General features: G+C 38.9%; 22 protein-coding genes, 11 tRNA genes and 1 pseudogene. 2 read left to right on the top strand and 32 right to left on the bottom strand.

The features are described 5' to 3' along the window. Positions 1-297: 297 nt before the first annotated feature. From C1726_RS08580 to C1726_RS08525, 12 genes are all read right to left on the bottom strand, one after another. A tRNA-Gly gene (locus C1726_RS08580) sits at positions 298-371 on the bottom strand. 25 nt (positions 372-396) lie between these two features. Continuing rightward, positions 397-473, bottom strand: a tRNA-Pro gene (locus C1726_RS08575). Between the two features lie 73 nt (positions 474-546). After that, positions 547-623, bottom strand: a tRNA-Arg gene (locus C1726_RS08570). A gap of 59 nt (positions 624-682) precedes the next feature. After that, positions 683-768: transfer RNA gene (locus C1726_RS08565), tRNA-Leu, on the bottom strand. 60 nt (positions 769-828) lie between these two features. Continuing rightward, positions 829-910 (bottom strand) — tRNA-Leu (locus C1726_RS08560). A 10-nt stretch (positions 911-920) separates the two neighbouring features. Further along, positions 921-996 (bottom strand) — tRNA-Lys (locus tag C1726_RS08555). A 10-nt stretch (positions 997-1006) separates the two neighbouring features. Next, positions 1007-1081, bottom strand: a tRNA-Gln gene (locus tag C1726_RS08550). A gap of 21 nt (positions 1082-1102) precedes the next feature. Next, a tRNA-Asp gene (locus tag C1726_RS08545) sits at positions 1103-1179 on the bottom strand. A 49-nt stretch (positions 1180-1228) separates the two neighbouring features. Then, positions 1229-1300, bottom strand: a tRNA-Glu gene (locus C1726_RS08540). 23 nt (positions 1301-1323) lie between these two features. Next, positions 1324-1414, bottom strand: a tRNA-Ser gene (locus C1726_RS08535). A 10-nt stretch (positions 1415-1424) separates the two neighbouring features. Further along, positions 1425-1499 (bottom strand) — tRNA-Asn (locus tag C1726_RS08530). A gap of 119 nt (positions 1500-1618) precedes the next feature. Further along, complete coding sequence (locus C1726_RS08525) at positions 1619-2092, bottom strand: SprT family protein (RefSeq protein ID WP_102272754.1); 474 nt, start codon at positions 2090-2092, stop codon at positions 1619-1621. A gap of 88 nt (positions 2093-2180) precedes the next feature. On the opposite strand from C1726_RS08525, the gene cmpA reads away from it, so the two are divergent. Next, positions 2181-2294 (top strand): cortex morphogenetic protein CmpA, encoded by a 114-nt coding sequence (cmpA, locus tag C1726_RS08520; RefSeq protein WP_102272753.1) that lies wholly within the window; start codon positions 2181-2183, stop codon positions 2292-2294. A 222-nt stretch (positions 2295-2516) separates the two neighbouring features. Here the strand turns inward: cmpA and C1726_RS08515 are convergent, their stop codons facing one another. From C1726_RS08515 to acpS, 9 genes are all read right to left on the bottom strand, one after another. After that, a complete protein-coding gene (locus C1726_RS08515; protein ID WP_102272752.1) occupies positions 2517-4694 on the bottom strand; it encodes a Tex family protein in 2178 nt (725 codons plus the stop codon). 118 nt (positions 4695-4812) lie between these two features. Further along, complete coding sequence (gene sigB, locus C1726_RS08510) at positions 4813-5598, bottom strand: RNA polymerase sigma factor SigB (protein WP_102272751.1); 786 nt, start codon at positions 5596-5598, stop codon at positions 4813-4815. Next, positions 5576-6049, bottom strand: coding sequence for an anti-sigma B factor RsbW (gene rsbW / locus C1726_RS08505; RefSeq protein ID WP_102272750.1), 474 nt, complete (start codon positions 6047-6049; stop codon positions 5576-5578). Before rsbW ends, sigB begins: the two co-directional genes overlap by 23 nt. Next, positions 6046-6378 (bottom strand): anti-sigma factor antagonist, encoded by a 333-nt coding sequence (locus C1726_RS08500; RefSeq protein ID WP_102272749.1) that lies wholly within the window; start codon positions 6376-6378, stop codon positions 6046-6048. Before C1726_RS08500 ends, rsbW begins: the two co-directional genes overlap by 4 nt. Before the next feature lie 255 nt (positions 6379-6633). Next, a complete protein-coding gene (gene ndoA, locus C1726_RS08495) occupies positions 6634-6984 on the bottom strand; it encodes a type II toxin-antitoxin system endoribonuclease NdoA (protein ID WP_009336311.1) in 351 nt (116 codons plus the stop codon). A 4-nt stretch (positions 6985-6988) separates the two neighbouring features. Beyond that, positions 6989-7270 (bottom strand): CopG family ribbon-helix-helix protein, encoded by a 282-nt coding sequence (locus tag C1726_RS08490; protein WP_053477859.1) that lies wholly within the window; start codon positions 7268-7270, stop codon positions 6989-6991. A 169-nt stretch (positions 7271-7439) separates the two neighbouring features. Then, on the bottom strand, positions 7440-8606 hold the full coding sequence (gene alr / locus C1726_RS08485; RefSeq protein ID WP_235822732.1) for an alanine racemase: 1167 nt from the start codon (positions 8604-8606) through the stop codon (positions 7440-7442). 139 nt (positions 8607-8745) lie between these two features. Next, entirely contained in the window at positions 8746-9753 is a 1008-nt protein-coding gene (locus C1726_RS08480; RefSeq protein ID WP_102272747.1) for a LolA family protein, read from the bottom strand. A 211-nt stretch (positions 9754-9964) separates the two neighbouring features. Then, a complete protein-coding gene (acpS, locus tag C1726_RS08475) occupies positions 9965-10333 on the bottom strand; it encodes a holo-ACP synthase (RefSeq protein WP_102272746.1) in 369 nt (122 codons plus the stop codon). A gap of 238 nt (positions 10334-10571) precedes the next feature. Here acpS and C1726_RS08470 point away from each other — a divergent pair, with 238 nt between their 5' ends. Next, positions 10572-11300 carry a rhomboid family intramembrane serine protease gene (locus C1726_RS08470; RefSeq protein WP_102272745.1) on the top strand — a complete coding sequence of 243 codons (729 nt, stop codon included), beginning with the start codon at positions 10572-10574 and terminating at the stop codon, positions 11298-11300. A 62-nt stretch (positions 11301-11362) separates the two neighbouring features. Here C1726_RS08470 and C1726_RS26570 read toward each other — a convergent pair whose 3' ends face one another. The 11 genes and pseudogenes from C1726_RS26570 to C1726_RS08410 all read right to left on the bottom strand — a co-directional run bounded on the left by C1726_RS26570 (position 11363) and on the right by C1726_RS08410 (position 23112). Further along, a complete protein-coding gene (locus tag C1726_RS26570; RefSeq protein WP_102272744.1) occupies positions 11363-12361 on the bottom strand; it encodes a methyl-accepting chemotaxis protein in 999 nt (332 codons plus the stop codon). Between the two features lie 225 nt (positions 12362-12586). After that, entirely contained in the window at positions 12587-14008 is a 1422-nt protein-coding gene (locus C1726_RS08460) for a PH domain-containing protein (RefSeq protein ID WP_102272743.1), read from the bottom strand. Then, positions 14001-14480: a PH domain-containing protein gene (locus tag C1726_RS08455; protein ID WP_102272742.1), complete on the bottom strand. Its 480-nt coding sequence runs from the start codon at positions 14478-14480 to the stop codon at positions 14001-14003. The genes C1726_RS08460 and C1726_RS08455 overlap by 8 nt, the downstream gene beginning before the upstream one ends. 119 nt (positions 14481-14599) lie before the next feature. Then, complete coding sequence (locus C1726_RS08450) at positions 14600-16081, bottom strand: DEAD/DEAH box helicase (protein ID WP_180968143.1); 1482 nt, start codon at positions 16079-16081, stop codon at positions 14600-14602. A gap of 349 nt (positions 16082-16430) precedes the next feature. Next, the gene (locus C1726_RS08445) at positions 16431-17123 is read right to left on the bottom strand and encodes an alpha/beta hydrolase (protein WP_102272740.1); all 693 of its coding nucleotides are present in this window, start codon (positions 17121-17123) and stop codon (positions 16431-16433) included. Positions 17124-17411: 288 nt separating this feature from the next. After that, entirely contained in the window at positions 17412-18626 is a 1215-nt protein-coding gene (locus C1726_RS08440) for an ABC transporter permease (RefSeq protein ID WP_102272739.1), read from the bottom strand. Next, the gene (locus C1726_RS08435) at positions 18619-19551 is read right to left on the bottom strand and encodes an ABC transporter ATP-binding protein (protein ID WP_102273243.1); all 933 of its coding nucleotides are present in this window, start codon (positions 19549-19551) and stop codon (positions 18619-18621) included. The genes C1726_RS08440 and C1726_RS08435 overlap by 8 nt, the downstream gene beginning before the upstream one ends. A 23-nt stretch (positions 19552-19574) precedes the next feature. Beyond that, a pseudogene (locus tag C1726_RS08430) lies at positions 19575-20438 on the bottom strand (ATP-binding cassette domain-containing protein). Beyond that, positions 20422-20841 carry a GntR family transcriptional regulator gene (locus C1726_RS08420; protein WP_102272736.1) on the bottom strand — a complete coding sequence of 140 codons (420 nt, stop codon included), beginning with the start codon at positions 20839-20841 and terminating at the stop codon, positions 20422-20424. The pseudogene C1726_RS08430 and the gene C1726_RS08420 overlap by 17 nt, the downstream one beginning before the upstream one ends. 27 nt (positions 20842-20868) lie before the next feature. Next, on the bottom strand, positions 20869-21597 hold the full coding sequence (locus C1726_RS08415; RefSeq protein WP_102272735.1) for a hypothetical protein: 729 nt from the start codon (positions 21595-21597) through the stop codon (positions 20869-20871). 141 nt (positions 21598-21738) lie between these two features. Then, entirely contained in the window at positions 21739-23112 is a 1374-nt protein-coding gene (locus C1726_RS08410) for a UDP-N-acetylmuramoyl-tripeptide--D-alanyl-D-alanine ligase (RefSeq protein ID WP_102272734.1), read from the bottom strand. Between the last annotated feature and the right edge of the window lie 245 nt (positions 23113-23357).

The following is a 23357-nucleotide window of genomic DNA, read 5'->3' as shown; positions in this document are numbered from 1 at the left end:
CTTTTCCACATGTGAGGAAAAGAATTATCCGGTATTAGCTCCGGTTTCCCGAAGTTATCCCAGTCTTACAGGCAGGTTGCCCACGTGTTACTCACCCGTCCGCCGCTAATCTTTGGGAGCAAGCTCCCTCAGATTCGCTCGACTTGCATGTATTAGGCACGCCGCCAGCGTTCGTCCTGAGCCAGGATCAAACTCTCCAATAAATTGTGAGTTGATTAGCTCATAAATGTCTTTTTTAAAAAGACTAAAATAATAAACGTTGACGTTCTTGTTCGTTCAGTTTTCAAAGAGCAATTTTGGAGCGGGTGAAGGGAATCGAACCCTCGACAACAGCTTGGAAGGCTGTGGTTTTACCACTAAACTACACCCGCGTTACTATTTGTTAATGAAATCGAATGGTCGGGAAGACAGGATTCGAACCTGCGACCCCTTGGTCCCAAACCAAGTGCTCTACCAAGCTGAGCTACTTCCCGGATTAGATTAAGAGGTCGAAGAGGATAATTTATTTTATTCCTGCTTCTAACTTCCGAATTCTTATAACATAAATGGCGCGCCCGAAAGGAGTCGAACCCATAACCTTCTGATCCGTAGTCAGACGCTCTATCCAATTGAGCTACGGGCGCATTTATTAAAGCAACTTTTATATCATATCTCAGATCAATCTATTTGTCAATATTTTTTTTGGTGCGGCCGAGAGGACTTGAACCTCCACGGGGTTGCCCCCACTAGGCCCTCAACCTAGCGCGTCTGCCATTCCGCCACGACCGCATATAAATAGTGATAAAGTTAATCATATCAACATTTCATATAAAAATCAAGGATTATCAATGCGGGTGAAGGGAGTCGAACCCCCACGCCTTGCGGCGCTAGATCCTAAGTCTAGTGCGTCTGCCAATTCCGCCACACCCGCATATTGTAAATGGTGAGCCATGAAGGACTCGAACCTTCGACCCTCTGATTAAAAGTCAGATGCTCTACCGACTGAGCTAATGGCTCGAAATAAAAATGGCTGGGCTAGCTGGATTCGAACCAACGCATGTCGCAGTCAAAGTGCGATGCCTTACCGCTTGGCTATAGCCCATTAATATTCTCAAAACAAAAATGGCGGTCCGGACGGGACTCGAACCCGCGACCTCCTGCGTGACAGGCAGGCATTCTAACCAACTGAACTACCGGACCAAGCTTATCATTCCACTGCAGTTTAAAATACCAACTGCAACTCTATGGATGACCCGTACGGGATTCGAACCCGTGTTACCGCCGTGAAAGGGCGGTGTCTTAACCGCTTGACCAACGGGCCACATTAAAAAATCAAAATATCGCTGGCGGAGAAGGAGGGATTTGAACCCTCGCGCCGGTTACCCGACCTACACCCTTAGCAGGGGCGCCTCTTCAGCCTCTTGAGTACTTCCCCATAATAAAAATGGCTCCGCAGGTAGGACTCGAACCTACGACCGATCGGTTAACAGCCGATAGCTCTACCACTGAGCTACTGCGGAATAGTGCATATCATCTTTTCGACTCTTCCTATTATAAAAACCTGTCTATTAAAAGTCAAGAATGTTTTTCAAAAAAAATAAAGCATTTTTAGCAGCATGTTACCTTAAAGGAATTACCCTTATATTGTTTCATTTCCATTGATCTTTACTAATCTCCCTCTGCATTTTCCGCAGACGTATTTTTGTGTATTAATATTTCTTCTTCTATGATACCTTTGCCCACAGCTCTTACAAAAATAGATAATATCCCTCTTCTTTCCCTTCCTCTGATAGTCCCCTGGCAGTGGTGAGCAAAAACGAGGAGCTCCAACAGCTTTCATTAATATCTTAAAATCTTGATCCCGGTGTTTATACCCTTTCCCCTCAATATGCAAATGATAGTGACAAAGTTCATGCCTAATAATGCCACATAACTCTTGATGTCCTAATTGCTCTAAATATTTTCGATTTATTTCCACATGATGGGTATTTAGCATATATCTTCCGCCAGTAGTTTTAAGCCTTGAATTAAAGTATGCCTTATGTCTGAATGGTTTACCAAATTCCGCTAAAGAAATTTCCTCTACCAATCTTTGTAGTTCTAAATCATCCATCTTCCTCTTACCCCTAAGAAATATTGTCAACATGACAACCTATTATAGCATACATTATATATACCTTTTGATCCGAGGAGGTACTCATATGCCTGTATGGTTTCAAAATCAAATCCAACGCGCATTCCTTGAAAAAGATCGTTACCAAATAAAATTATTAAACCAATGCTGGTTTTTCTACAGAAAAAAACACTGCTCATAGAAAAGCGGAGGCGACTGGTCAGTCCCGACAAGCATAAGACGAACTGGATGGAAGGTTGTTCTTTAACCTTCGAGCCAGTTTGGCTTATGACCTCGAGGGACTAGGAGCCGCAGCTAGACATATCGAAAAGCGGAGGCGACTGGTCAGTCCCGACACGCATAAAAAAAGCCCTTGCAAAATTCACCTGCAAGGGCCTGGCTTTTGTTTGAGCCTCTACAATTATTACTCATTAGGCGAGAGCATTGTCAACGATACTCTTCCTTTATTTTTGTCAACAGAATCTACCCATACGGTAACTACGTCCCCGACTGAAACAACATCAAGAGGATGTTTGACGAATTTCCGGCTTAATTTAGATATATGAACAAGTCCATCCTGCTTTACACCAATATCAACAAATGCTCCGAAATCCACAACATTTCTGACGGTACCCTGAAGCTCCATTCCCGCATTTAAATCTTCGAGCTTTAGGACATCCTTTTTCAATAAAGGTTTAGGCAAATCATCCCGTGGGTCTCTCTCAGGTCGTACAAGAGCATCAATTATATCCTTTAATGTTAATTCCCCAATCCCTAACTCTTCCGATAACTGTGCAACATTCAATCCAGCTAGGGATTCTCTTAAAGCCGGACTCCCTAAATCAGCAGTAGTAAAGCCAAGATTATTAAGAAGTTTAATTACTTCAGAATAGCTTTCCGGGTGGATACCTGTACGATCTAACGGCTCAGTTCCATCTATGATTCGCAAGAAACCAATGGCTTGCTCGTATGTTTTAGCACCAAGTCTAGGAATTTTCTTTAGTTGTTTCCGGTTCGAGAATTTCCCCTCTTCCTCCCGCTTTTTCACGATATTATTAGCTACCGCTTTAGATAAACCAGCAACATATTGAAGCAATGAAGAAGAAGCCGTATTTACATTAACTCCAACCTGGTTAACGGCTGTCTCAACAACAAAGCTTAGTGATTCGGTTAATTTTTTTTGGGAAACATCATGCTGGTACTGTCCTACACCAACAGATTTAGGATCAATTTTCACAAGTTCTGCTAATGGGTCTTGAAGTCTCCGGGCAATCGAAACAGCACTTCTTTCTTCAACTTGAAGATCAGGAAACTCCTCTCTCGCTAAATCCGATGCAGAATACACACTAGCTCCAGCCTCATTTACAATGAGATAAAAAATTTCTTCATTAAGTTCTTTCAAGATATCAGAAATAAACTGTTCTGTTTCCCTAGAAGCCGTTCCATTTCCAATCGCAACCATTTCAACCCTGTATGTTTTTAATAAATCAATAATTTGCCCCTTTGCTTCTTTCGCTTTCGAGACAGGCGGGTGCGGATAAATCACAGATATTTTAAGAACCTTGCCTGTTTCATCAACAACCGCTAGCTTGCACCCTGTTCGATAGGCAGGGTCAACAGCTAAGACAACCTTGCCTTTTAGCGGAGGCTGCAATAATAAATTCCGTAAATTCTCGGAGAAAATCATGATAGCCTGTTCTTCCGCCTTCTCCGTTAGTTCATTTCTTATTTCTCTCTCAATGGATGGCTGAATAAGACGCTTATATCCATCCTCATAGGCTTCTATCACAAGTGAAGCAGAAGGTGATTGCTCATTTTTAACCCATTTTTTATGAAGGTATCTTAGAATAAACTCTACATTCGGTTTCACGCTTATCCGTAATATATCTTCTTTTTCTCCTCGATTGAGTGCCAATGTCCGGTGCGGAACAATTTTTGCTAGCGGCTCCTCATATTCGTAATACATTTCATACACTTTCTTCTCATCATTCTTTTCATCTTTTACAGCAGACTCGATTGTTCCAGTTCTTATCGTTTCTTGACGAATCCACTTTCTGCTTTCTGCATCATCTGATACCCATTCAGCTATAATGTCCTTTGCTCCTGTAATGGCTTCCTCAACTGTTTTAACTTCTTTTTCTCCTGAAAGAAATTCGGCAGCTTTCTCCTCTATTGGTGGAGAAGCCGGAAAAGTTAGCAGCCATTCAGCAAATGGTTCCAGCCCCTTTTCCTTTGCTACCGTTGCCTTAGTTCGACGTTTTTGTTTATAAGGACGATAGAGATCTTCTAACTCTTGAAGTTTACTTGCTTTTTGAATTTGTCCATTCAAATCATCCGTTAACTTTCCTTGCTCATCAATCAATCGAACAATTTCCTCTTTCCGTTGCTCGAGATTTTGTATGTATTGCCAGCGCTCCATTATATCTCGAATTTGCACCTCATCTAGTGCTCCCGTTAACTCTTTTCGATAACGGGCAATAAACGGAACGGTATTTCCCTCTTCAAGAAGATTAATTGTATTCTTTACCTGTTTTAGCGATAAGGATAGTTCCGATGTAATCTTCTCTAATATTTGCTCTTGCTTATTTATTATTTTCTCCAAGATTTTACCTCCAGCTATTCGGTTATAATCTTATCTTATCAAAATCTCGCTCATGTTTCATACCGTTGAATATTAAAGGCAAATAAGCTTATCCGGTTAGTAAGATAAGCCCAAACAGTTATTCCTGATTCGTTTCATTTGCGTTAATTGCTTCCCTTAACTTTTTTATTGCCTTCCTTTGCAGGCGTGATACATGCATTTGAGAAATAGCCAATTTTTCTCCCGTTTCTTTTTGGCTCATATTTTCTATATATGTGTATTGAATGACACTTCTTTCACGCTCAGTTAATACATGCAATATTTTTTCTAGCACAAGAAATTGGTTTATTTTCTCATAGCCCTCATCCACATTTCCCAAAATATCATGTAATGTTGTTGTACCGCCTTCAGAATCAGCATCAATTGAATGATCAACAGACAGCGCGCGGTAGCTTTTGCTTATTTCCATCGCTTCTAATATTTCTTCTTCCGATACGCCAACAACATCTGCAATTTCAGCCATTTTCGGAGATCGCTGCAGCTGGATCGTTAATTCATCAATCGTTGTTTTAATTTTTGGACCTAATTCCTTTATCCTCCGAGGCACATGAACACTCCATGTTTTATCACGCAAAAAACGTTTGATTTCTCCGATTATCGTTGGAACGGCAAAAGCTTCAAAACTTTTTCCATATGTTTCATCATATCTTCGAATCGCTCCTAATAATCCAATATGACCAACTTGTGTAATATCTTCATGAAAGGATTTCCCTTTCGAATATTTACGTGCAATCGATTCAACCATCTTTCGATAGTGTAGAACTAACGTCTTCTGCGCCTCTTCATCTTTTTCGAGCTGGTAAGCTTTTATGAGCCCATTAATTTCCTCTGGCGTTATCTGCTTAGGTTGAGATTGATTTGACATCCCTCTCCACCTGCTCTCCCTCAAGGTATTTGATCATGAAGACCGTTACACCCTCTTTGTTATGAATTCGAACTTCATCCATTAACGACTCTATTAAGTAAAGACCTAAGCCTCCTTCACGCAAAAACTCAACAGAATCAGTCTCTTCATAACGTCCAATTCCTTCCTTAGCGGATAGAAAATCAAAACTTTTCCCATTGTCTGCAACCATTACTTCTAAACGATTCCCATATAAACCAAAGCCAACAATGACTTCCCCAAGATCATTATTTGTATAGGCATGCTGAATAGCATTCGTACATGCCTCACTTGTAGCAATCTTTAAATCTTCAATCTCGTCATAGGTAAACCCCATTCGGCTTGCAATACCTGATAAAGTTAGCCTGATGACACTCAAAAATTCCGCTTTAGCAGGAATTTTTAATTCAATGTAATCAAACGTTTGAGTCATTTTACTTCACCTTCAATCTTGCTGGAAATATCCATAATAGTTGACAAGCCTGTAATTTCAAAAAGCCTCATCAATCGGCTGGATAGTCCTAAAAGACGCAGCTGTCCGTTATTTGAACGAATATTTTTAAAGACACCTACAAACACACCTAATCCAGTACTATCCATATAAGTAACCCCTGAAAGGTTAATAATAATTACCGATTCCCTTTTTTCTGCCAAACGAAAAAGAGATTCCCGCAGTTTGGGTGCAGTATATGCATCAATCTCTCCACTTATATCCACGGTAGTTAAATGATCTTTTTCTTTCGTTTCAATTGAAATATTCATGACTGACCCACCTTCTTATGCCAATTTGCCTATTAAGTACCCGAATTCTGCGGAAAGTAAACATGTTATAAACAATTAATTTTCAAAAAAGAGTAGCGTGAATTTTCAAAACATGATATTGATAAAAAAGACAAGCATATAATGCTTGCCTTGGGCAGACGATCTATTTTTTATAAATGGTGGCTTTTTTAACCCATATTTGCTTTATATAGCTGTTAAAGATATAAAAACGCTCTTTGACAAGAGCGTTTTGTATTAAAATTCGATGAGACCAAGGCTAATCTGCACGGCTTCATCCACTTTTTCCATCATTTCGTCATCGAGATGGGTAATCTTATCGGTTAAGCGCTGTTTATCAATCGTACGAATTTGTTCTAAAAGAATAACCGAATCCCGTTCAAAGCCATAACGCTTCGCATCAATTTCAACATGAGTAGGCAGCTTAGCTTTTTGAATTTGAGCAGTGATTGCAGCAACAATTACTGTGGGACTAAACCGATTCCCGATATCGTTTTGGATGACAAGCACTGGACGAACTCCACCTTGTTCTGAACCAACAACTGGGGATAGGTCTGCAAAATAAACGTCACCACGTTTGACAATCAAAGGATTACCCTCCGCTTACTAGACGTTCAACTGTGTGTTCTGCCTCGAATTCTGCTTGAAATGCTTCAGATGCAATCGTCAAATTTATTTTCGCCATCTCCATATAGCCACGTCGCATGGATTCACGAATTTGTCTCTTTTTCCGTTCACGCAAATACATTTTGGTTGCTTGATAAATGAATTCACTCCGGTTAACGTTTTCCTGTTTAGCAAAACCATCTAACTCTGTTAATAGATGTTGCGGTAATTTAACCATTATCTCTGTTGTTGCGCTAGACTCAGCCACAAACAAACACCTCCACCATCACTACACACCATTTTATATCTACCAATTTCAATATTATCATCAAACACGCCTTATGCAAAGAGCATTTATCAATTCTTCTGTATTATCGGCTAAAAAATTAAGTTTTTATGCATAATCTTATTTTTCCAGCAAAAAACATATCTTTCAGCTAAACCTGCTTCAGTAAAGAATTAATAATCCTTTTCACTTTTCCATTCTTCATATACACCCTTGGTATTCTTGCTGCAGCCATACAAGTAATTTCGTAATTAATGGTCTGAAGCTTTTCAGCAACTTCATTTACTGAAATATACGACTCTCCCTGTCTCCCAATCAGAGTCACTACCGTTCCTATAGGCAATTCACGGGGGAGTCTAACCATACATTGGTCCATACAAATTCGCCCAACGATTGGTACTCTTTGTCCCTCAACAAGCACCTCTTGGCCTTGTAATTTACGTATCCACCCATCAGCATAACCAATTGGCAGGGTCCCAATCCATTCATCTTCTGCTCCTTCATAGGTGGCACCGTAACTAATCCTTTCTCCTTTACTAATCTTTTTAACATGTACAAGCTTTGTATGAAGAGAAAAAGCAGGTTTCAACCTAAATGGCAAAACTGGTTCAATCTCGGGTGAAGGTGTTAGTCCATACATAGAAATTCCCATTCTAACTGCATTGTGGTGCGATTCAGGATGTATTAATGCAGCTGCACTATTGCCTGTGTGTATAAATTCTGGTCTTGCTTCAAACCAGGAAACCATTTCTTTAAATCGTTCCATTTGCCGTTCAAAATAAGTAAAATCAAGCTCATCTGCTGTTGCAAAGTGTGTGTAAACACCTTCTATATTGAAGCGAGGATCCTTTTTAATTAGCGTTTCCAGCCCTTTTAGCTCATCTCTATTACGTACACCCAGTCTCCCCATTCCAGTATCAAGCTTTACATGGATGGCTAATCTGACATCAGAAGGAAGTAATTCCTTTGCTTCACGCAGCCACTGCTGTTGAAATACAGTTAATGAAATCTGGTTTTCCGCTGCAATTCTCACATCCTCAGGGCGAGATATCCCTAACACAAGGATAGGTGCTGAAATTCCTTTATTCCGAAGTGCTAGGGCTTCATCTAAAAAGGCAACTGCTAAATAGGACACACCTGAATTTAATGCCTCTCTTGCGACTTCTTCGTCACCATGGCCATATGCATTCGCCTTCACTACTGCGAAAACCTTCACATCATCTCCTATATGCCGCCTCATTTCTTCAATATTATATGAAATATGATCCAAGTTTATTTCCGCCCAAGTATCCCTGTAATAAGCCCATTGGCTGTCCACTAAATTCCCCATCCTTTTAACAGTCATAAATATTATTATTATCAAACTCTCTATATTAATTTGTCAAATAAATCTAATTATTGACTGAATATTCACAAACAAAAAAAGGCCCTTATATAAAGAGCCTGAATGCAAATGCCTATTTTACAGAATTTCCTTGCACAGAACGGGCGATTGAAGTTAATTCCTCATCCGATAAATCATTTGATGCAATCAAATAATCTACTCCTTGATGCGTCCACGTAATAGTATTATTAGAAAGAGCACCAATCGTGAAACCTAAGTCTACAGGGTCGCCGCTTACAGTTGTTAATGATGAAGCCGTCATTACTTCTGCTTTTTCCTGAATGAGCGTGAATGACTTTTCACCATCATATGTTAGCACAACCCGCTTCCCATCTTCTGTTTTTATTTCCTTTTCATCGATCAATTCATATTCAGAAACCTCGGAAGGATATTTCACCGAGAATTCTTCATCCGTTACTTCCCCCATAACTTGAACTTCTAATTGCGCACTCGTCATATTCTTTTGCATATCAAAGTCCTTTTTATCTAGTGAAGCATTGAATTTTACATCTGTGAACTCAACTGTTACAAGCGGATTTTTATCAGTATCCATTACTTTCACGCTTACCGGAGATAGATCTGACTTTTTCAATGTAATTTCCTGGGTAGGAAGCATTTGGTTATTTTGATATTTCGTTTTTGTTTCAAATATATAATGCTGTTTAGTAGCTTTAAATGTGGCTTCTTTATCGTCGATGATATCCTTTATTAACGATTCATATAAATAAGCCTGGCTGCTGTTTTTCGGCCACTCACTTTGAAACTTGAAGCTCTTATTTAGTGCTGGAGTAAGAACAAACACTCCTTCATCATTACGAAGAATCATTTGACTTTGGTCTTTTTGGGCATTTTTTAAATCCACCCGATAATACATTGGATCCTTATGCCAAACCTCAATATCATACGTTTGCGGCTCTGTTCCCATCTGTAATGTCATCTTCGCATTTGCTTTATAGCTTTTAATCTCCTCGAGTTTCTCGCTCAGCTCCTTTGTTACATCTCCTTGGGATTTTGTCCCGCAAGCAGATAATGCAATGACAATCAATAGCCCGGCTAACAGCATCAACCACTTTCTTCTCATTCCTTCAACCCCTTTAGTCTCGATTCAGTGTATTGTCCAGCCACTGCACTAAGCCAATTTTCTAACATAAAAAATCAGCTTTGATCGCGCACTCATCGTGGAGGAGATAGAGGCAAGGTTTCAGTAACAAAAACCATAGCCTTGTCTCTCCTATTGCACTATGAATATATGAGACAACCTTTAAGAATATGCTAAAGGGAATGACAAGCTTTTATTTTTCTTTCTGCTCTTGTTTTTCAATAATAACCTGTGCAACGGCATATTCTTTACTATGGGAAATGGAGAGATGAACGCCTTCATTTAATGGTTTAGATATAAACGGCTTGCCGTTCCTATCTTTTTCAATTTCAATATCTAAAAAGGATAAACTCCCGCCTAACCCTGTTCCTATAGCTTTTGAAAAGGCTTCCTTTGCTGCAAATCGTCCAGCTAAATACTCTGCCTTCCTGTCTTCTGTCAAACTGTAAAAGATCTCCTTTTCATTCACGGTTAATATTCTGTCAACAAACTTTTCCTGTCTTAGGTAAATTCTTCTTACCCGACTGAGCTCTACAATATCTATCCCAATACCAGAAATCATTGGACATCATCCTTCTAATTAAATTATCCTATGCATAAACAATTAAGAGAAAAGCGCAAGCGCCTTGGTCATCGCCGTACAAACGCAGAAGGACCGGTTCTTTCGATAAAGGAAACACATAGAACGATAGTGATTCGATGTTGACTTATCGTTGGAGGGGAAGTCCATTATTGCGCTGGACATTTCCCAAAGTACAAATTTTATACCTTTTTATCTTTTAAAATAAGGGAGGACCCTCATGTTTATAAGAACGGAGAGCTTTAAACAATTTCTGCGCTATTACCCAGTAGTTTCTATCATCGTTTTCATTCATATTGTACTTTATTTATTAACCATTCTTCCATTTCTTCCAAACACATGGCTCTTTGAACATTTCGCTGGGGTGAATTTATATATTGTTGAAGGAGAATATTGGCGGCTTATTACACCCATTTTTATGCATAGCGGATTCTCCCATGTGCTCTTTAACAGCTTTTCACTCATTCTTTTCGGTCCAGCATTAGAGCAGATATTAGGGAAGGGCAAGTTTATTTTTGTTTATGCAGCGTCAGGGGTGGCTGCAAATGTGGCTACATTGCTTCTGGAGCCGTTAACCTATATTCATGTAGGATCTAGCGGAGCAATTTTCGGGTTGTTTGGCTTTTTTGCAGCCATCATTATGTTCAGGAAAGACATGATCTCTTATGCAAACTCACAGCTCATTTTAACCATTGCCATCATCAGTGTGTTTATGACCTTCTTGCAGCCAAACATTAATGTAGTTGCTCATTTATTTGGGCTCTTAGCTGGTTTTCTAATCGGAGCTGGCATACTCTCAAATAAAAAAAGACCTGCCTTTTCCTTTAATCGTCCCTATTCCAATCGTTTTGGAAACCAGCGTCCTTCTTTGAAAGAAATCGCACCTTCTAAACTATTGCTATGGGGCGTTATCATTATCCTTGCATTAGTAGGGTTTTTGTTTAGATGATAAAAGCTAAAGCGCACTTTATATTCTGTAAAAAAAGGGGCATTTTAGCCCCTTTTTCCAAATTATTTATATTCCTTATACTCATCCCAAAGTGCTCGGTTTCCCCGATTGCTTAACTCAGCTATTTGCTTAATTCCGCTTTCTAGCTTTTCATCCACAACACTTGCATCATTAATATGTTTAATTATCATTTCATTTGCTTCATCAAAAGTTGATCTTGTTTCTCTGATCTCATTCATTACATCATTTGAGTAATCACGCTGTTCTTCAATGGTGCTAATAACATCCTTTACCTCTGCTTGGACATTGTTAATAACAGACAAAATATAATCAATCGTACTCGTTGTATTTGTGCTTAATTGGATTCCTTCTTCAATTAATCCTGTACTCATTTTCGTTGATTGTAATGAACCATCGATATCCTTTTGGATATTTTGTGTTAGCACACTAATATTGTGTGTGCTTTCCGCAGTATTTTCTGCCAGCTTTCGAACCTCTTCAGCAACGACAGCAAAACCCTTCCCATGCTCTCCAGCTCTTGCCGCTTCAATTGATGCATTAAGTGCAAGAAGATTTGTTTGGTCCGCAATTTCTTTAATTACTTTAACGATCATCTCAATTTCTTTTGACCGTTCATTTAATTGATTCATTTTAACAGAAGTTTCATGAAGCTGTTCGCCTAGCTTAGCGATAAGACCCTCCACTTTGCTGACAGAATCTCTTCCTTCTCCTGATATTTTAACCATATCTATTGTAGATTCAATTAGATTCTGGCCTTTTTTATGAAGTCCAATGGATTTATCATAGGACATTTGACTAATAACATTCACTTTATCAAATCGTTCCATGATTTTCCCGACTAAATCTGCAAGAATGTTGTGCTGGCCATTTACCATTTCATGCTGTTCAATCGCAATGTTAATTTCTTTATTAAAACTTTCTATAAAACTGTTAAGATATTCTTCATTTTGCTGAGCTTTTTCAAATATTGTTTTTAGACGGTTTTTCAGCTCCGCATTTTCCTCTTGAATCTGCACCGATCCTTTTTTTGTTTTAAACATTATAAGTCACTCCATTGTTCAAATTTTCATGCCACTTCGACCCGTTTTTTCTATTATTAAATTTTGCTAGGTCTTTTCCCCTACACCGAAATGGATTCGAAAAATCTGGGAGGGGCAACTCCATTTAAAACATAGTCCATTATTACTATCGGTTATTTTACCTTTTTTTTTATTGATTTGAATCAAGAATCGAAGAATATTCAATAATTTTTCAATTTTTTTCTTTTACTTTGAATATGAATACCATTTATAGATACCTTCTACATCATTCTTTTCCAAATCAGTGACTTTTCCACCGGCTCCACCCGAACCAGACATCACCGTTGCTTCAATCGTAGCCAATTTATTTTTATTTTGAAAATAACTCTCTTTCATCACTAATGATTGAATTCGATTTCTTTTCATAAAAACTGTATTTTTTATAACGGTACGGTATCTTAAAGTCAGCTGCTGGTTATAGATCTCCCATCCTGCGTCTTTAAATTTTAAATACGACAGGAACATAGCAGGGATGACCATTAAAAGTGATAAATATCCCCATGGTCTAAAAAATAGAACGGAAACTGCAATGATTGGGAGCAGATATAATATTCCTCTAAACAAATACCGTTTTAAAGACCTATTAGGTGCAGATAGAACGGAAGTCCCCAAATTATATTCAGGTAAATACGGAGATAAAATAGCCGTAATCATACTCCTTTTTGCGATTGGCAAAAGCATTTCACGTGTGCTTTCCATATCAGTTGCAGATCCGCCCGCACTTTCAATATATACTGTACATAGTCCGAATGGCTGTCTAATGAGATTTTCACTTATTCGTATCGCCTGTATTCGATGCAAAGGAATAGTGAGCTGCCTTTTTTCTAACAGCCCTCTTGTAATAATGAAGTCATCCTCGTTCTTTCTCACCGTAAATCCAGCATACTTAACCATAGTACCAATCAGTGCAGCTGCCCATGCGACCAAAAAGCCAATAAATACGATAAAACTGACAACAAGGACCCCGCTGGAAATAAAGTCCTCTAGCCCGCTAAAAACTTTTTCATAAGGGATAATCTCTTCAAATTGAAAAATAAAAGCGATGACAGCGGAAAGAACTACCCCTACTCCTCCAGACGTAGATGCAAGCAGAAGAAGCTCTTTCGGTGATATTTTATAAAGAGTCATTTCTTGCTCATCTTTAATTGATTCTGCCTCATTTAGAAGGGCTGCATCTTTAGCTGAGGCTAAAGCTTGTTGAATTAAATTTGCTTGGCTCTTTGAAATAGCAGTTAAAACTGCCTCCGCCTCTCCACTTGAACCTGCTGTTTCTACCTTTACCTTTACTAGACCAAATGGGCGCTGTAAAATCCCTTCTGACATATCCAGGCTTTGTATTCTTTCGAAGGGAATATATCTTTTTTTTCGTACAAACACGCCGTATTCAATTCGTAATTCCCCATCTTCCAAACGATATGTAAATCTAAGCCATGTAAGAATTCCGATAATTAATACTAAAACGATGACCCCTAATGAAGCCATTAACTGAAATAAGCCATTTTTGCTTCCGAATACTACAAATACGAGAAATGGAATGATTAATTCCTTTAGCTGTTTAAGACAGTTAATGACAGCAGATATAGGATGAAGCCGTTTTGGTTCAGACATCCTCATCAGCCACCCTTACTAGCTTCGAAATGAAGAACCGGAGCTCTTCCGCTTCATCCACTTCCAGTGCTGGAATCTCATGAACAGTTGCTGCAGTAGATATAGTTATAGTTGCTAATTGATATTTTCGCAAAATTGGTCCTTGCTGTGTATCAACATGCTGAACTCGTATCATCGGTACCAATGTTCTTTTTATGACAAATACACCATGCTGGAGCTCAACTTCATTTTCACGCACCTCATACCGCCAGCGCTTCCACCTCAATGTTGGAAGGAGGATAATAAAAAGATAGGCATACAATGCAAATGCAAGGATGGCAATCCCGATAATCCAGCTCGGCCAATCAAAGATAATTGTAAGGGCGACTGCTCCACCTGATACAAGAAGAGCGAAAAATGAATGAATAGCTCCAGATATTCTCCAAACGGTCAGTCCCTTCGCGGAAATTCTTTTTTGCGGTTCCAAAATCATGTGTAACCTCCTAATAAATAACTACTCTTATCTAGTATACATGACCCCAAAAAGCATGTATAAATTTTATAAATAAAACATATCGAAAAAAAGAGAGCATATCATATGCTCTCTTTTGATTAACGATAACTATTTGAATTAGAACGATTGTTACTGCTGTTGCTATAACGTTTGTTTTGGGAGCCTTGGCGTGATCTTACTGGCGCCTTCTGTCTTCCTCTTTGACCGCCATATGATTTATTTCGGTCATCAAATCTCCGTTCTCTCTTTTGCGGCAGCGGTTTTTCTTCTGTTAGCTTGACAGGCGTTGTATCAGGCTCTTTTGTCAGCATCTTTAATACTGCCTGAACAATTGTTGTGGCATCTTGCTGTTCTAATAATTCTTCAGCAGCTTGTTTATAATATTGCAGATTATTCGATTCAACCGATTGTAAAATACGTTCAATTACCGCTTTTTGCTGACCTTCTAATGCCTCATCTAAAGTTGGCGGCTTCATGCGGTCCATTTTTCGTTTTGTTGTTCTTTCAACTACTTGCAGATACGACTTTTCTCTCGGTGTAATGAAGGTCATCGCTACACCAGTTTTACCTGCACGCCCTGTACGTCCGATTCGATGAACATAGCTTTCTGGATCTTGCGGAATATCAAAATTATATACATGTGTTACACCTGAGATATCCAATCCACGTGCAGCAACATCGGTTGCCACTAAAACATCAATGGAACCTTCTTTAAATTTACGTAAAACAGACATCCGCTTCGCTTGGCTTAAATCTCCATGAATTCCCTCAGCATTATAACCTCTAAGGTTCAGCGCTTCTGCCAATTCATCTACCCGCCGCTTTGTTCGTCCAAATATAATCGCAAGCTCAGGAGACTGAATATCAAGCAATCTTGTCAAAATATCAAATTTGCTTCTTTCCTGCACTTCTAAATAATACTGCTCAATTTGCGATACAGTTACTTCCTTTGTTTTCACACGCACGATTTGTGGTTCCTTCATAAAACGTTCAGCAATTTTTTTGATCGGTCCTGGCATGGTAGCTGAGAACAAAAGTGTCTGGCGCTCTTCTGGAATTTGTGCAAGGATTGCCTCAATATCCTCAATGAATCCCATATTCAGCATTTCATCAGCCTCATCTAGTATCACTGTATGAACATTTTCAAGACGCAGCGTTTTGCGGTTAATATGGTCTAGCAAACGTCCTGGTGTACCTACAATAATATGAGGGCGGTTTTTTAATGCACGAATTTGGCGATTAATATCTTGGCCTCCATAAATCGCTAATACTCTTGTTCTTTTGCCGTATCCGATTTTATACAATTCTTCAGATACTTGAATAGCAAGCTCACGTGTTGGAGCAATGATAATTCCTTGAATTACATCTTGGCTGTAATCAATTTTATCGATCATCGGTATGCCAAATGCAGCTGTTTTTCCTGTTCCTGTTTGAGCTTGTCCGATCAAATCCTTGTTTTCTAGGCTCAAAGGAATGGTTTGTGCTTGGATCGGAGTTGCTTCTTCAAACCCCATTCTCTTAATAGACTTCATCGTTGCAGGGCTAATGCCCAAATCTTGAAACTTTGTCAATGTGTTCATTCTCCTTCTAATCTTCGTTTTCCAATAATACAGGAAAGATATTTCGTGAAATGGGTACGAGGATGATTCTTCATTTGTATTTCAATAGAGAAATCTGTACCTTACATGAAGAAACCCGCTTGAGAGGAAGGATGTGGCAAGGAGATGCATTCCCCTTTAAAGCTAATAAATACAAATTCACGTAATGAATGAGTGAACCGCATCCTACTTAATGCAGTATAAAAAGTGAAAAAAGACATTCTCCAATTGGAGTATGTCCGGGTTTCTAAAGTGTTCCTCATGTTCCTTTAAAAATAATTTTAACATTTTCTAGACACAATTGCAATCTGAGACAGTTACTGGAAGATCATTAATTTCCCTGTTTGAGGAACTGATGCACTTCCGCAAAAAGATCTTCACGCTCCTCACAATGGCAAATTAAATGCTTCGATTTCTTTAAAAAGATTAACTTTTTGGATGAAGTTCCAATCCGATTATATAAATATTGTGCACTCTTTGGAGGAACCACTCCATCAATTTCTCCTTGTGCAATTAAAGTTGGAATTGTCACTTGAGACAAGATAGGCCGAATCGAAGCAACCAATCTTCGAAATTGAATAGTAGCTGTGATAGGGGTGGCCTTGATTTTTCTCCTATATCTAATAAATAGTTCATTTTCGGTTAGACTTCCCTTTGCAGCGTCCCTCAAGATTTCGCCAATATCCTTAAAAAGCTGCTTCGGATTAACATAATAGGCAGCAGCGCTAAGCAGAACTAATTTAGCAACTGGATAATGAACTGACAAATAACTAGCAATAAGTCCTCCCATTGAAAAACCAACAACATAAACGGTTTCACATTTTTCAATCAGCCTTTGAAGTTCCTTTTCTGCATGTTCAATCCATTTCTTATACTCAATTCCTTTTAATTCAAGCTTGTCGCCATGTCCTGGCAAAGTTGGAACAACTATTTCCCAATCCGTACGAGCCTTCAAATAACTTGCGAGCGGCTCCACTTCAAAAGGTGCGCCGGTAAATCCATGTATACACATGCAGCCAATCATCTATGATCACCGCCAAATTTAGTTTATTTTATTTTACACCAAATGCCTTTTTCAATACTATTGATAGGCGCTGGTGCTAGACAATCCGAAATGCGGAGGCGGCTGCCCAGGGGCGACAAGCATAAGACAAATCGGCTGGAAGGCTATGCTCTTTAGCCTTCTTGACGAGTTAGCTTATGACCTCGAGCCCCTAGCCGCCGTAGCTAGACAATTCTCTAACTTCAAAGTTATAAATTCTGATTTTAAAATAAAATCCCTCCAACAAAATATTTTGTTGAAGGGACTCTTTTAATATTTCAGCCATTTTAATATCTCTTTCGGTGAGGCATTTTTACCATACATTAATATACCAATTTTAAATATTTTTCCTGCTAACTTCATAAACAGCCATATACTGATTAAAAGAATTATGATTGAGATAGATATTTCAATCCACGGCCAGCTTTCAAGTACAGAGAGACGCATAATTAATACAGCGGGCGCTGTTATAGGGAAGTACGAGCCTGCTTGTGCAATAATCCCTTCTGGGTCAGATATGACTGGAGAAAACAATGCAGCTGGCAGCCACGGCAATAAAAAAACAATCCCTTGGAAATTACTCGTTTGATCCATATCCTCGAAAGTGGCACCAATTCCGGCAAAAATAGCAGCAAACAGAAGATAGCCTAGAACAGCAATAAAAACGAGCAGCAAAGTTTCTGGCACTAGCAAATATTCTAGAATAGGAAAATCATTTTTCCATATGAAGAATGGAACAACTATTAAAATCCATGTAAAAACTTGAGTAATCCCAAGAGCAAAGTAGCCGATTATTTTACCTTGCATTAATTCAGAGGAATCTACCGAGGAAAGAACAATTTCAGCTACCTTTTCCTTCTTTTCATTAGAGGCACTTTGAAAAATCATCATCCCCGTCATGACAATGGAAAAAAGAATGATCCCTGCAAAAACACCAGGAACAAGTCTTTTCAACGGATCTCCCTTCTCTTCACCTACATCATTTGATAAAGAGACAGCATTAATTGTAATTCCCTGATTAATGATATCTTTCTCTTTCTGTGATAAATGAAGGTTTTCTATTTGCAAGTCTCTTATAGGCTGCACCAATACATTCACTTGCTTTTCAAAATCTTTATCTATTTCTTCATTTGTATAAACAGTCAGTTTCCCTTGTTCCATCAAACTTTCATTGAAAGAAATATAAGCTGTATTTTCTGTGTTCTTGATTAATTCCTTCATACCGCTTTCATCAGTTTCAGCCTCTTGAACATCCCATTTAATCCCTTGTGAGAGAAGCGTTTCTTCAACACTTTCCCACATATTCATTTCATCTTGAATATAAACCTTCACAGGGTCAGATTCACTTTTAAACATATCCATAAATGATGGCAATGAGGAAAAGATAATAAAAATTAGCGGCGTGATTAACAGGGAAATAATAAATGATTTGTTCTTCATATTTTTCTTATATTCCCATTTTGCAACTTTCATACTGTTACGCACTCTTCTCACCTTCTCCCAATAATTTTTTATCTGTCGCGATATCTATAAAAATCTCATGGAGCGAAATTCTGCTTACTGTTAGCTCTTGAATCTGAATCTCTTCTGGAAGCTGCTTTAACCAAGTGGATGGTTGAATATTTGCCTCCAAATACAATGTTGCAAGCTCACCGCTCTGCTCAACTCTTTGAACCTGAGGAAGCCTTGCTAAAATACCTTCCTCATTATTCCCGCGAATCACACATTTATAGTTCGCATACTGCGCCTTCACTTCCTCCATCGTTCCGCTGATAACCTTTCGACCTCTGTGTATCATAAATAGACGATCGCATAATTCTTCAACTACATTCATTTGGTGCGCAGATAATAAAATCGCCGTTCCCTTATTCGCTAATTCTTTAATCTCGCTTTTGATCAATTCTTGGCTAACAGGATCGAGCCCTGAGAAAGGTTCATCTAAGATAAGAAGGTCAGGCTCATGGATGATTGAAGCAATAAATTGAACCTTCTGTCCCATCCCTTTTGACAATTCTTCAATCGAGCTTTTTTCCTTCCCTTCAAGCCCTAATTTCTTTAAGTATGTCAATGCTCTTTCTTTTGCCTTCTTCACAGGATAGTCCTTCAATTCAGCAAAATAGAGCAGGATATCCATGATGCTAACCTTTTTATATAAACCGCGTTCCTCAGGAAGATAGCCAATTCTATAACGAGGAATACTTCCTGCTGAGTGGCCATGAAATTTCACTGTTCCTTCATCAGGATGAAGAATTCCCATGATGCTTCGGATTGTCGTCGACTTCCCGGCTCCATTTGGTCCTAAGATAGCCATTATTTCCCCTTTTTTTACTTCAAAAGAAATATCCTTAATAATTTGTTTATTTTTAAAAGATTTACCAACTTGGTTTACTGCCAAAACAGGTTCACTCATTCCCATTCAGTCCTCTCTCCTAATTATGATGCCTTCCCAATAAGCATATAGGTGATAATCTCTTCTATTTCTAAGTTTTTCGCACGAAGCCATTTTAATTGCTTACTTGCTAAATACGACTCTGTTACCTCTGCACATTTAGAAACTAGGATTCGTTCATTTTTCCTTTCGATTACACCCGGGATGGGCTCGTTTGGAAGGGAATCCTCCATCCAATATTGCTTATATTGACTTGTTAATTCCTCTTTTTCGAATTTCCCAACCAGCTGCCCCTCTTTCATAACAACTACATAATCTGCAAGTTTTCGGATATCCTCAGCCTGATGACTTGAGATAATGATTAATTTTTCTCCTCTTTCCATCCATTCAACAATCACATCTAAGAGCAATTGCTTTGAAGGAATATCCATATGAGCAGTTGGTTCATCAAGTATTAAAATTTCAGCATCTCTAGCAAGTGTTAGTGCAAGATTAAGTTTTTGCTGGACGCCTTGAGAGAGTTTCCCATACTTTTTTGTCAGCGGAATTTGATACATTTCTACTAACTGCTCAAATAACGACTGGTCCCATGTTGGGTACCATTTCGAAACAAGCTCCCTCAGCTGGTTTCCATTGAAAGAATCACATCCTAATAGTGTCTGCGGCAAATAGGCAATTCTTTTTTTTCACCCTTCCGCTTCACTATCTATCAACTGTCCAAATACCTTTATTTCCCCTTCATTTTGTACAGCTAAGCGCATCAAAACCTTCAATAATGTACTTTTCCCAGCACCATTATTGCCGACTACAGCGGTGATAGTGCCAGCCTCAAAGGAAAGGTCAATTGGTCCTAATTGAAAATCATCCACATACTTTTTTAAACGATTTATCTCAATCCACTTTTCCATCGTTATCATGTCCGCCCTTCTCTTTCAAACTAGCGATGATTTCTTGAAAAACTGCTTCTATCTGTTCAATTGTATAATCATGGCGAAGAGCTGTTTCTACAGCCTTTTCAATCGCATGATAAACAGCGGAAACTTTCACTTCTTCCTTTTTAGATGCCTCAATTTCTGCAACAAATGTCCCTTTCCCTTGAGTTGTTCGAATGAATCCCTGGTATTCAAGGTTTTGGTAGGCACGCCGTGTTGTGATCACACTGATTTCAAGCTCCTTTGACAGAACGCGTATAGATGGCAGCGATGTCCCTGCTGGCAGCTGGCCTCCTGCAATAAGCGCTTTTATTTGTTCTTCTATTTGGTGATAAATTGGCTCTCTTGATTCCTTTGAAAGGCGAATAGGTAGTTCCACTTAATCGCCACCTTTCCTATTACTCCATTAGTGTAAATAATCAACCTTATCAATTCTTTTGTAGACGTAGCCTTTGTAATAGAAGAGACCGATAACAGTCATCAAAATTGATATAAGAATTGAAGGGAACGGCCAATCCTTTGCAGCATACATCGTCATTTCGACAATTCCTTTATTAAGCACATTATTAATTACTATTAACACTGCTAGTATTCCACCATAAAATAGGACACTAACTACAACCGCCTTTAATGTACTAATCTTTTCACCGACATCACTTGCCGGAAACATGGAACCGCATAGTACACCAAAACTTAGCCAGATAATTGAAAATACTAGATATGAACCGAACGGCATAAATGCTCTATACTCTGCCGAAAGTGCATAGATAAGAATAAGCACTAATATATTAAAGGGAATGGAAATCGTAAAATAACTAATAAATCTGCTCAATACAAGCACATTTTTCTTAATCGGCAATTGGTTAAGCATGATGAAGTAAGGGGAGACCCAGATATCTCCTCCCATCCTTTTTAATTGGTGCTCCTTCGGTCTGAACGAGGCAGCAAGCACCCAAAAAGTGAATAAATAGAACAAGTCAAAAACAATTGGAACATCTTCCATGATTGTGTTCGAAAATACCTCTGTAAAAAAAAGGGCTAAACCAAATGCTAAAGCAACAAGTGTAATAATTCCCTTCAATGATGCCTTCACTTCAAACATAGCAAGCCACCGCGCTTGTTTCCACTCGCTCATAGATAAGTCCTCCTATAGCTGTTATACTGTTTATATCTATATACACACTATATGATATATGGAAAGTTTTTGCAACTAATTTTTAGTAAAATAAAAACCCCCTGTTTCACAATAAAACTGAAACAGGGGGCTTTTAATATTCTATTGTAATGCCGAGACAACTTCCTCGAGCTTCATTCCTCTTGATGCCTTCACTAGTATAATTGTTTCTTCATTCACAAATTTTTTTAGCTCATCTATAAGCGGCTGCTTCTCTGTAAACGCATAAACACGATTTGCCGGCAGAGAGATTTTTGCCCCTTCAGCAATATGCTTTCCTAGGTTTCCAAATGTAAAGACATAATCTATTTTATTGGAATCAATGGACTCGCCCATTTTGCGATGGAATTCTTCTTCTTCTGGTCCAAGTTCAAGCATATCGCCGAGAACAAGAATCTTATTTTTATATCCAGGAAGATGTGCAATTAATTCAATAGCCGCATGCATGGATGTCGGACTTGCATTGTACGCATCATTAATAATTTTTTCACCCATTTTTCCTTGAAGCAGTTCTGTCCTCATATTTGTCAATTTCAATCCGGTAAAACCGTCATTCATCTTTTCATAAGGTATGCCAAAGAAGTTGGCAACAGCCATAGCTGCCATCGCATTTAATACATTATGCGTTCCTAGGACAGGAAGAAAAAATGTCTTCTCCGACGCATTGATAACAAATGAACTCCCAGTATCATTTTGCTCAATAGCTATCGGATAAAGGTCATTTTTTGTATTTCTGCCAAATGTCTTCGTGACGAAGCTTTTATCTAAGTTCTCTAATCGCTCCGTTAATAAAGGCTCATCCCCATAATAGGCAAGTAAACCAGCTGCCTGCAGGCCATTAACAATCTCAAGCTTTGCTTCCGCAATCCCTTCTCTTGAGCCTAGATCTAGAAGATGAGATTCACCGATATTCGTAATAATAGCTGCCTCTGGACGTGCTAAGCGGGTAAGAAAGTCAATCTCCCCTTTGCTGCTCATTCCCATTTCTAGAACAGCCATTTCTGTATCGCTTTCGAGTCCGAGCATCGTTAATGGAAGCCCAATTTCATTATTAAAATTCCCTTCTGTTTTTTGCACTTTATATTTTAAGGAAAGAAGGTTTGCCGTTATATCCTTTGTTGTCGTCTTTCCATTGCTGCCTGTAATCCCTACTACCTGAACATCCAGCTCATTGCGGTATTTACGCGCTAATTCTTGCAGAGCAATCAATGTATCCTCAACAACCAGAATAGGCAAATGCAATGGCGGATTTGGAACATCCTTTTGCCAAAAAGCAGCCGCTGCTCCTTTTTTAATGGCCTCTTCTACAAATCGATGACCATCTGAATTTTCCCCTTTAAAAGGAATAAACAGGTTCCCCGCAGTTAATTTTCTTGAATCGATACTGACACCGCTAATGGCTGTATCGTTATAAACTGAAACGTTATTCTCGACCTTTATCATCTCAGTAATCTCACGAAGCGTTCGCTTAATCATCCATTTACCTCCTTTTCAGACAGCATTTCCAGAATTAATCATGCGTCCTTATGTATAAAGAGAGCACGCCGAAATATATCGCCGTGTCTCTTTGTAAACTGTCCAGCTGCGGCGACTAGGGGCTCGAGGTCATAAGCCATCTCGTCATGAAGGTTAAAGAACAACCTTCCTGTCGATCTGTCTTATGCTTGTCGCCCCTGAGCAAGTCGCCTCCGCTTTTCGATTTGTCTAGCTCCGGCGCCTAG

It is taken from the genome of Cytobacillus massiliigabonensis (genome assembly GCF_900199725.1).
In the GTDB taxonomy this organism is placed as follows: domain Bacteria; phylum Bacillota; class Bacilli; order Bacillales; family Cytobacillaceae; genus Cytobacillus; species Cytobacillus massiliigabonensis.
Note: the sequence above shows the minus strand (reverse complement) of the source record. Positions and strands in the feature narration are given on the sequence as shown.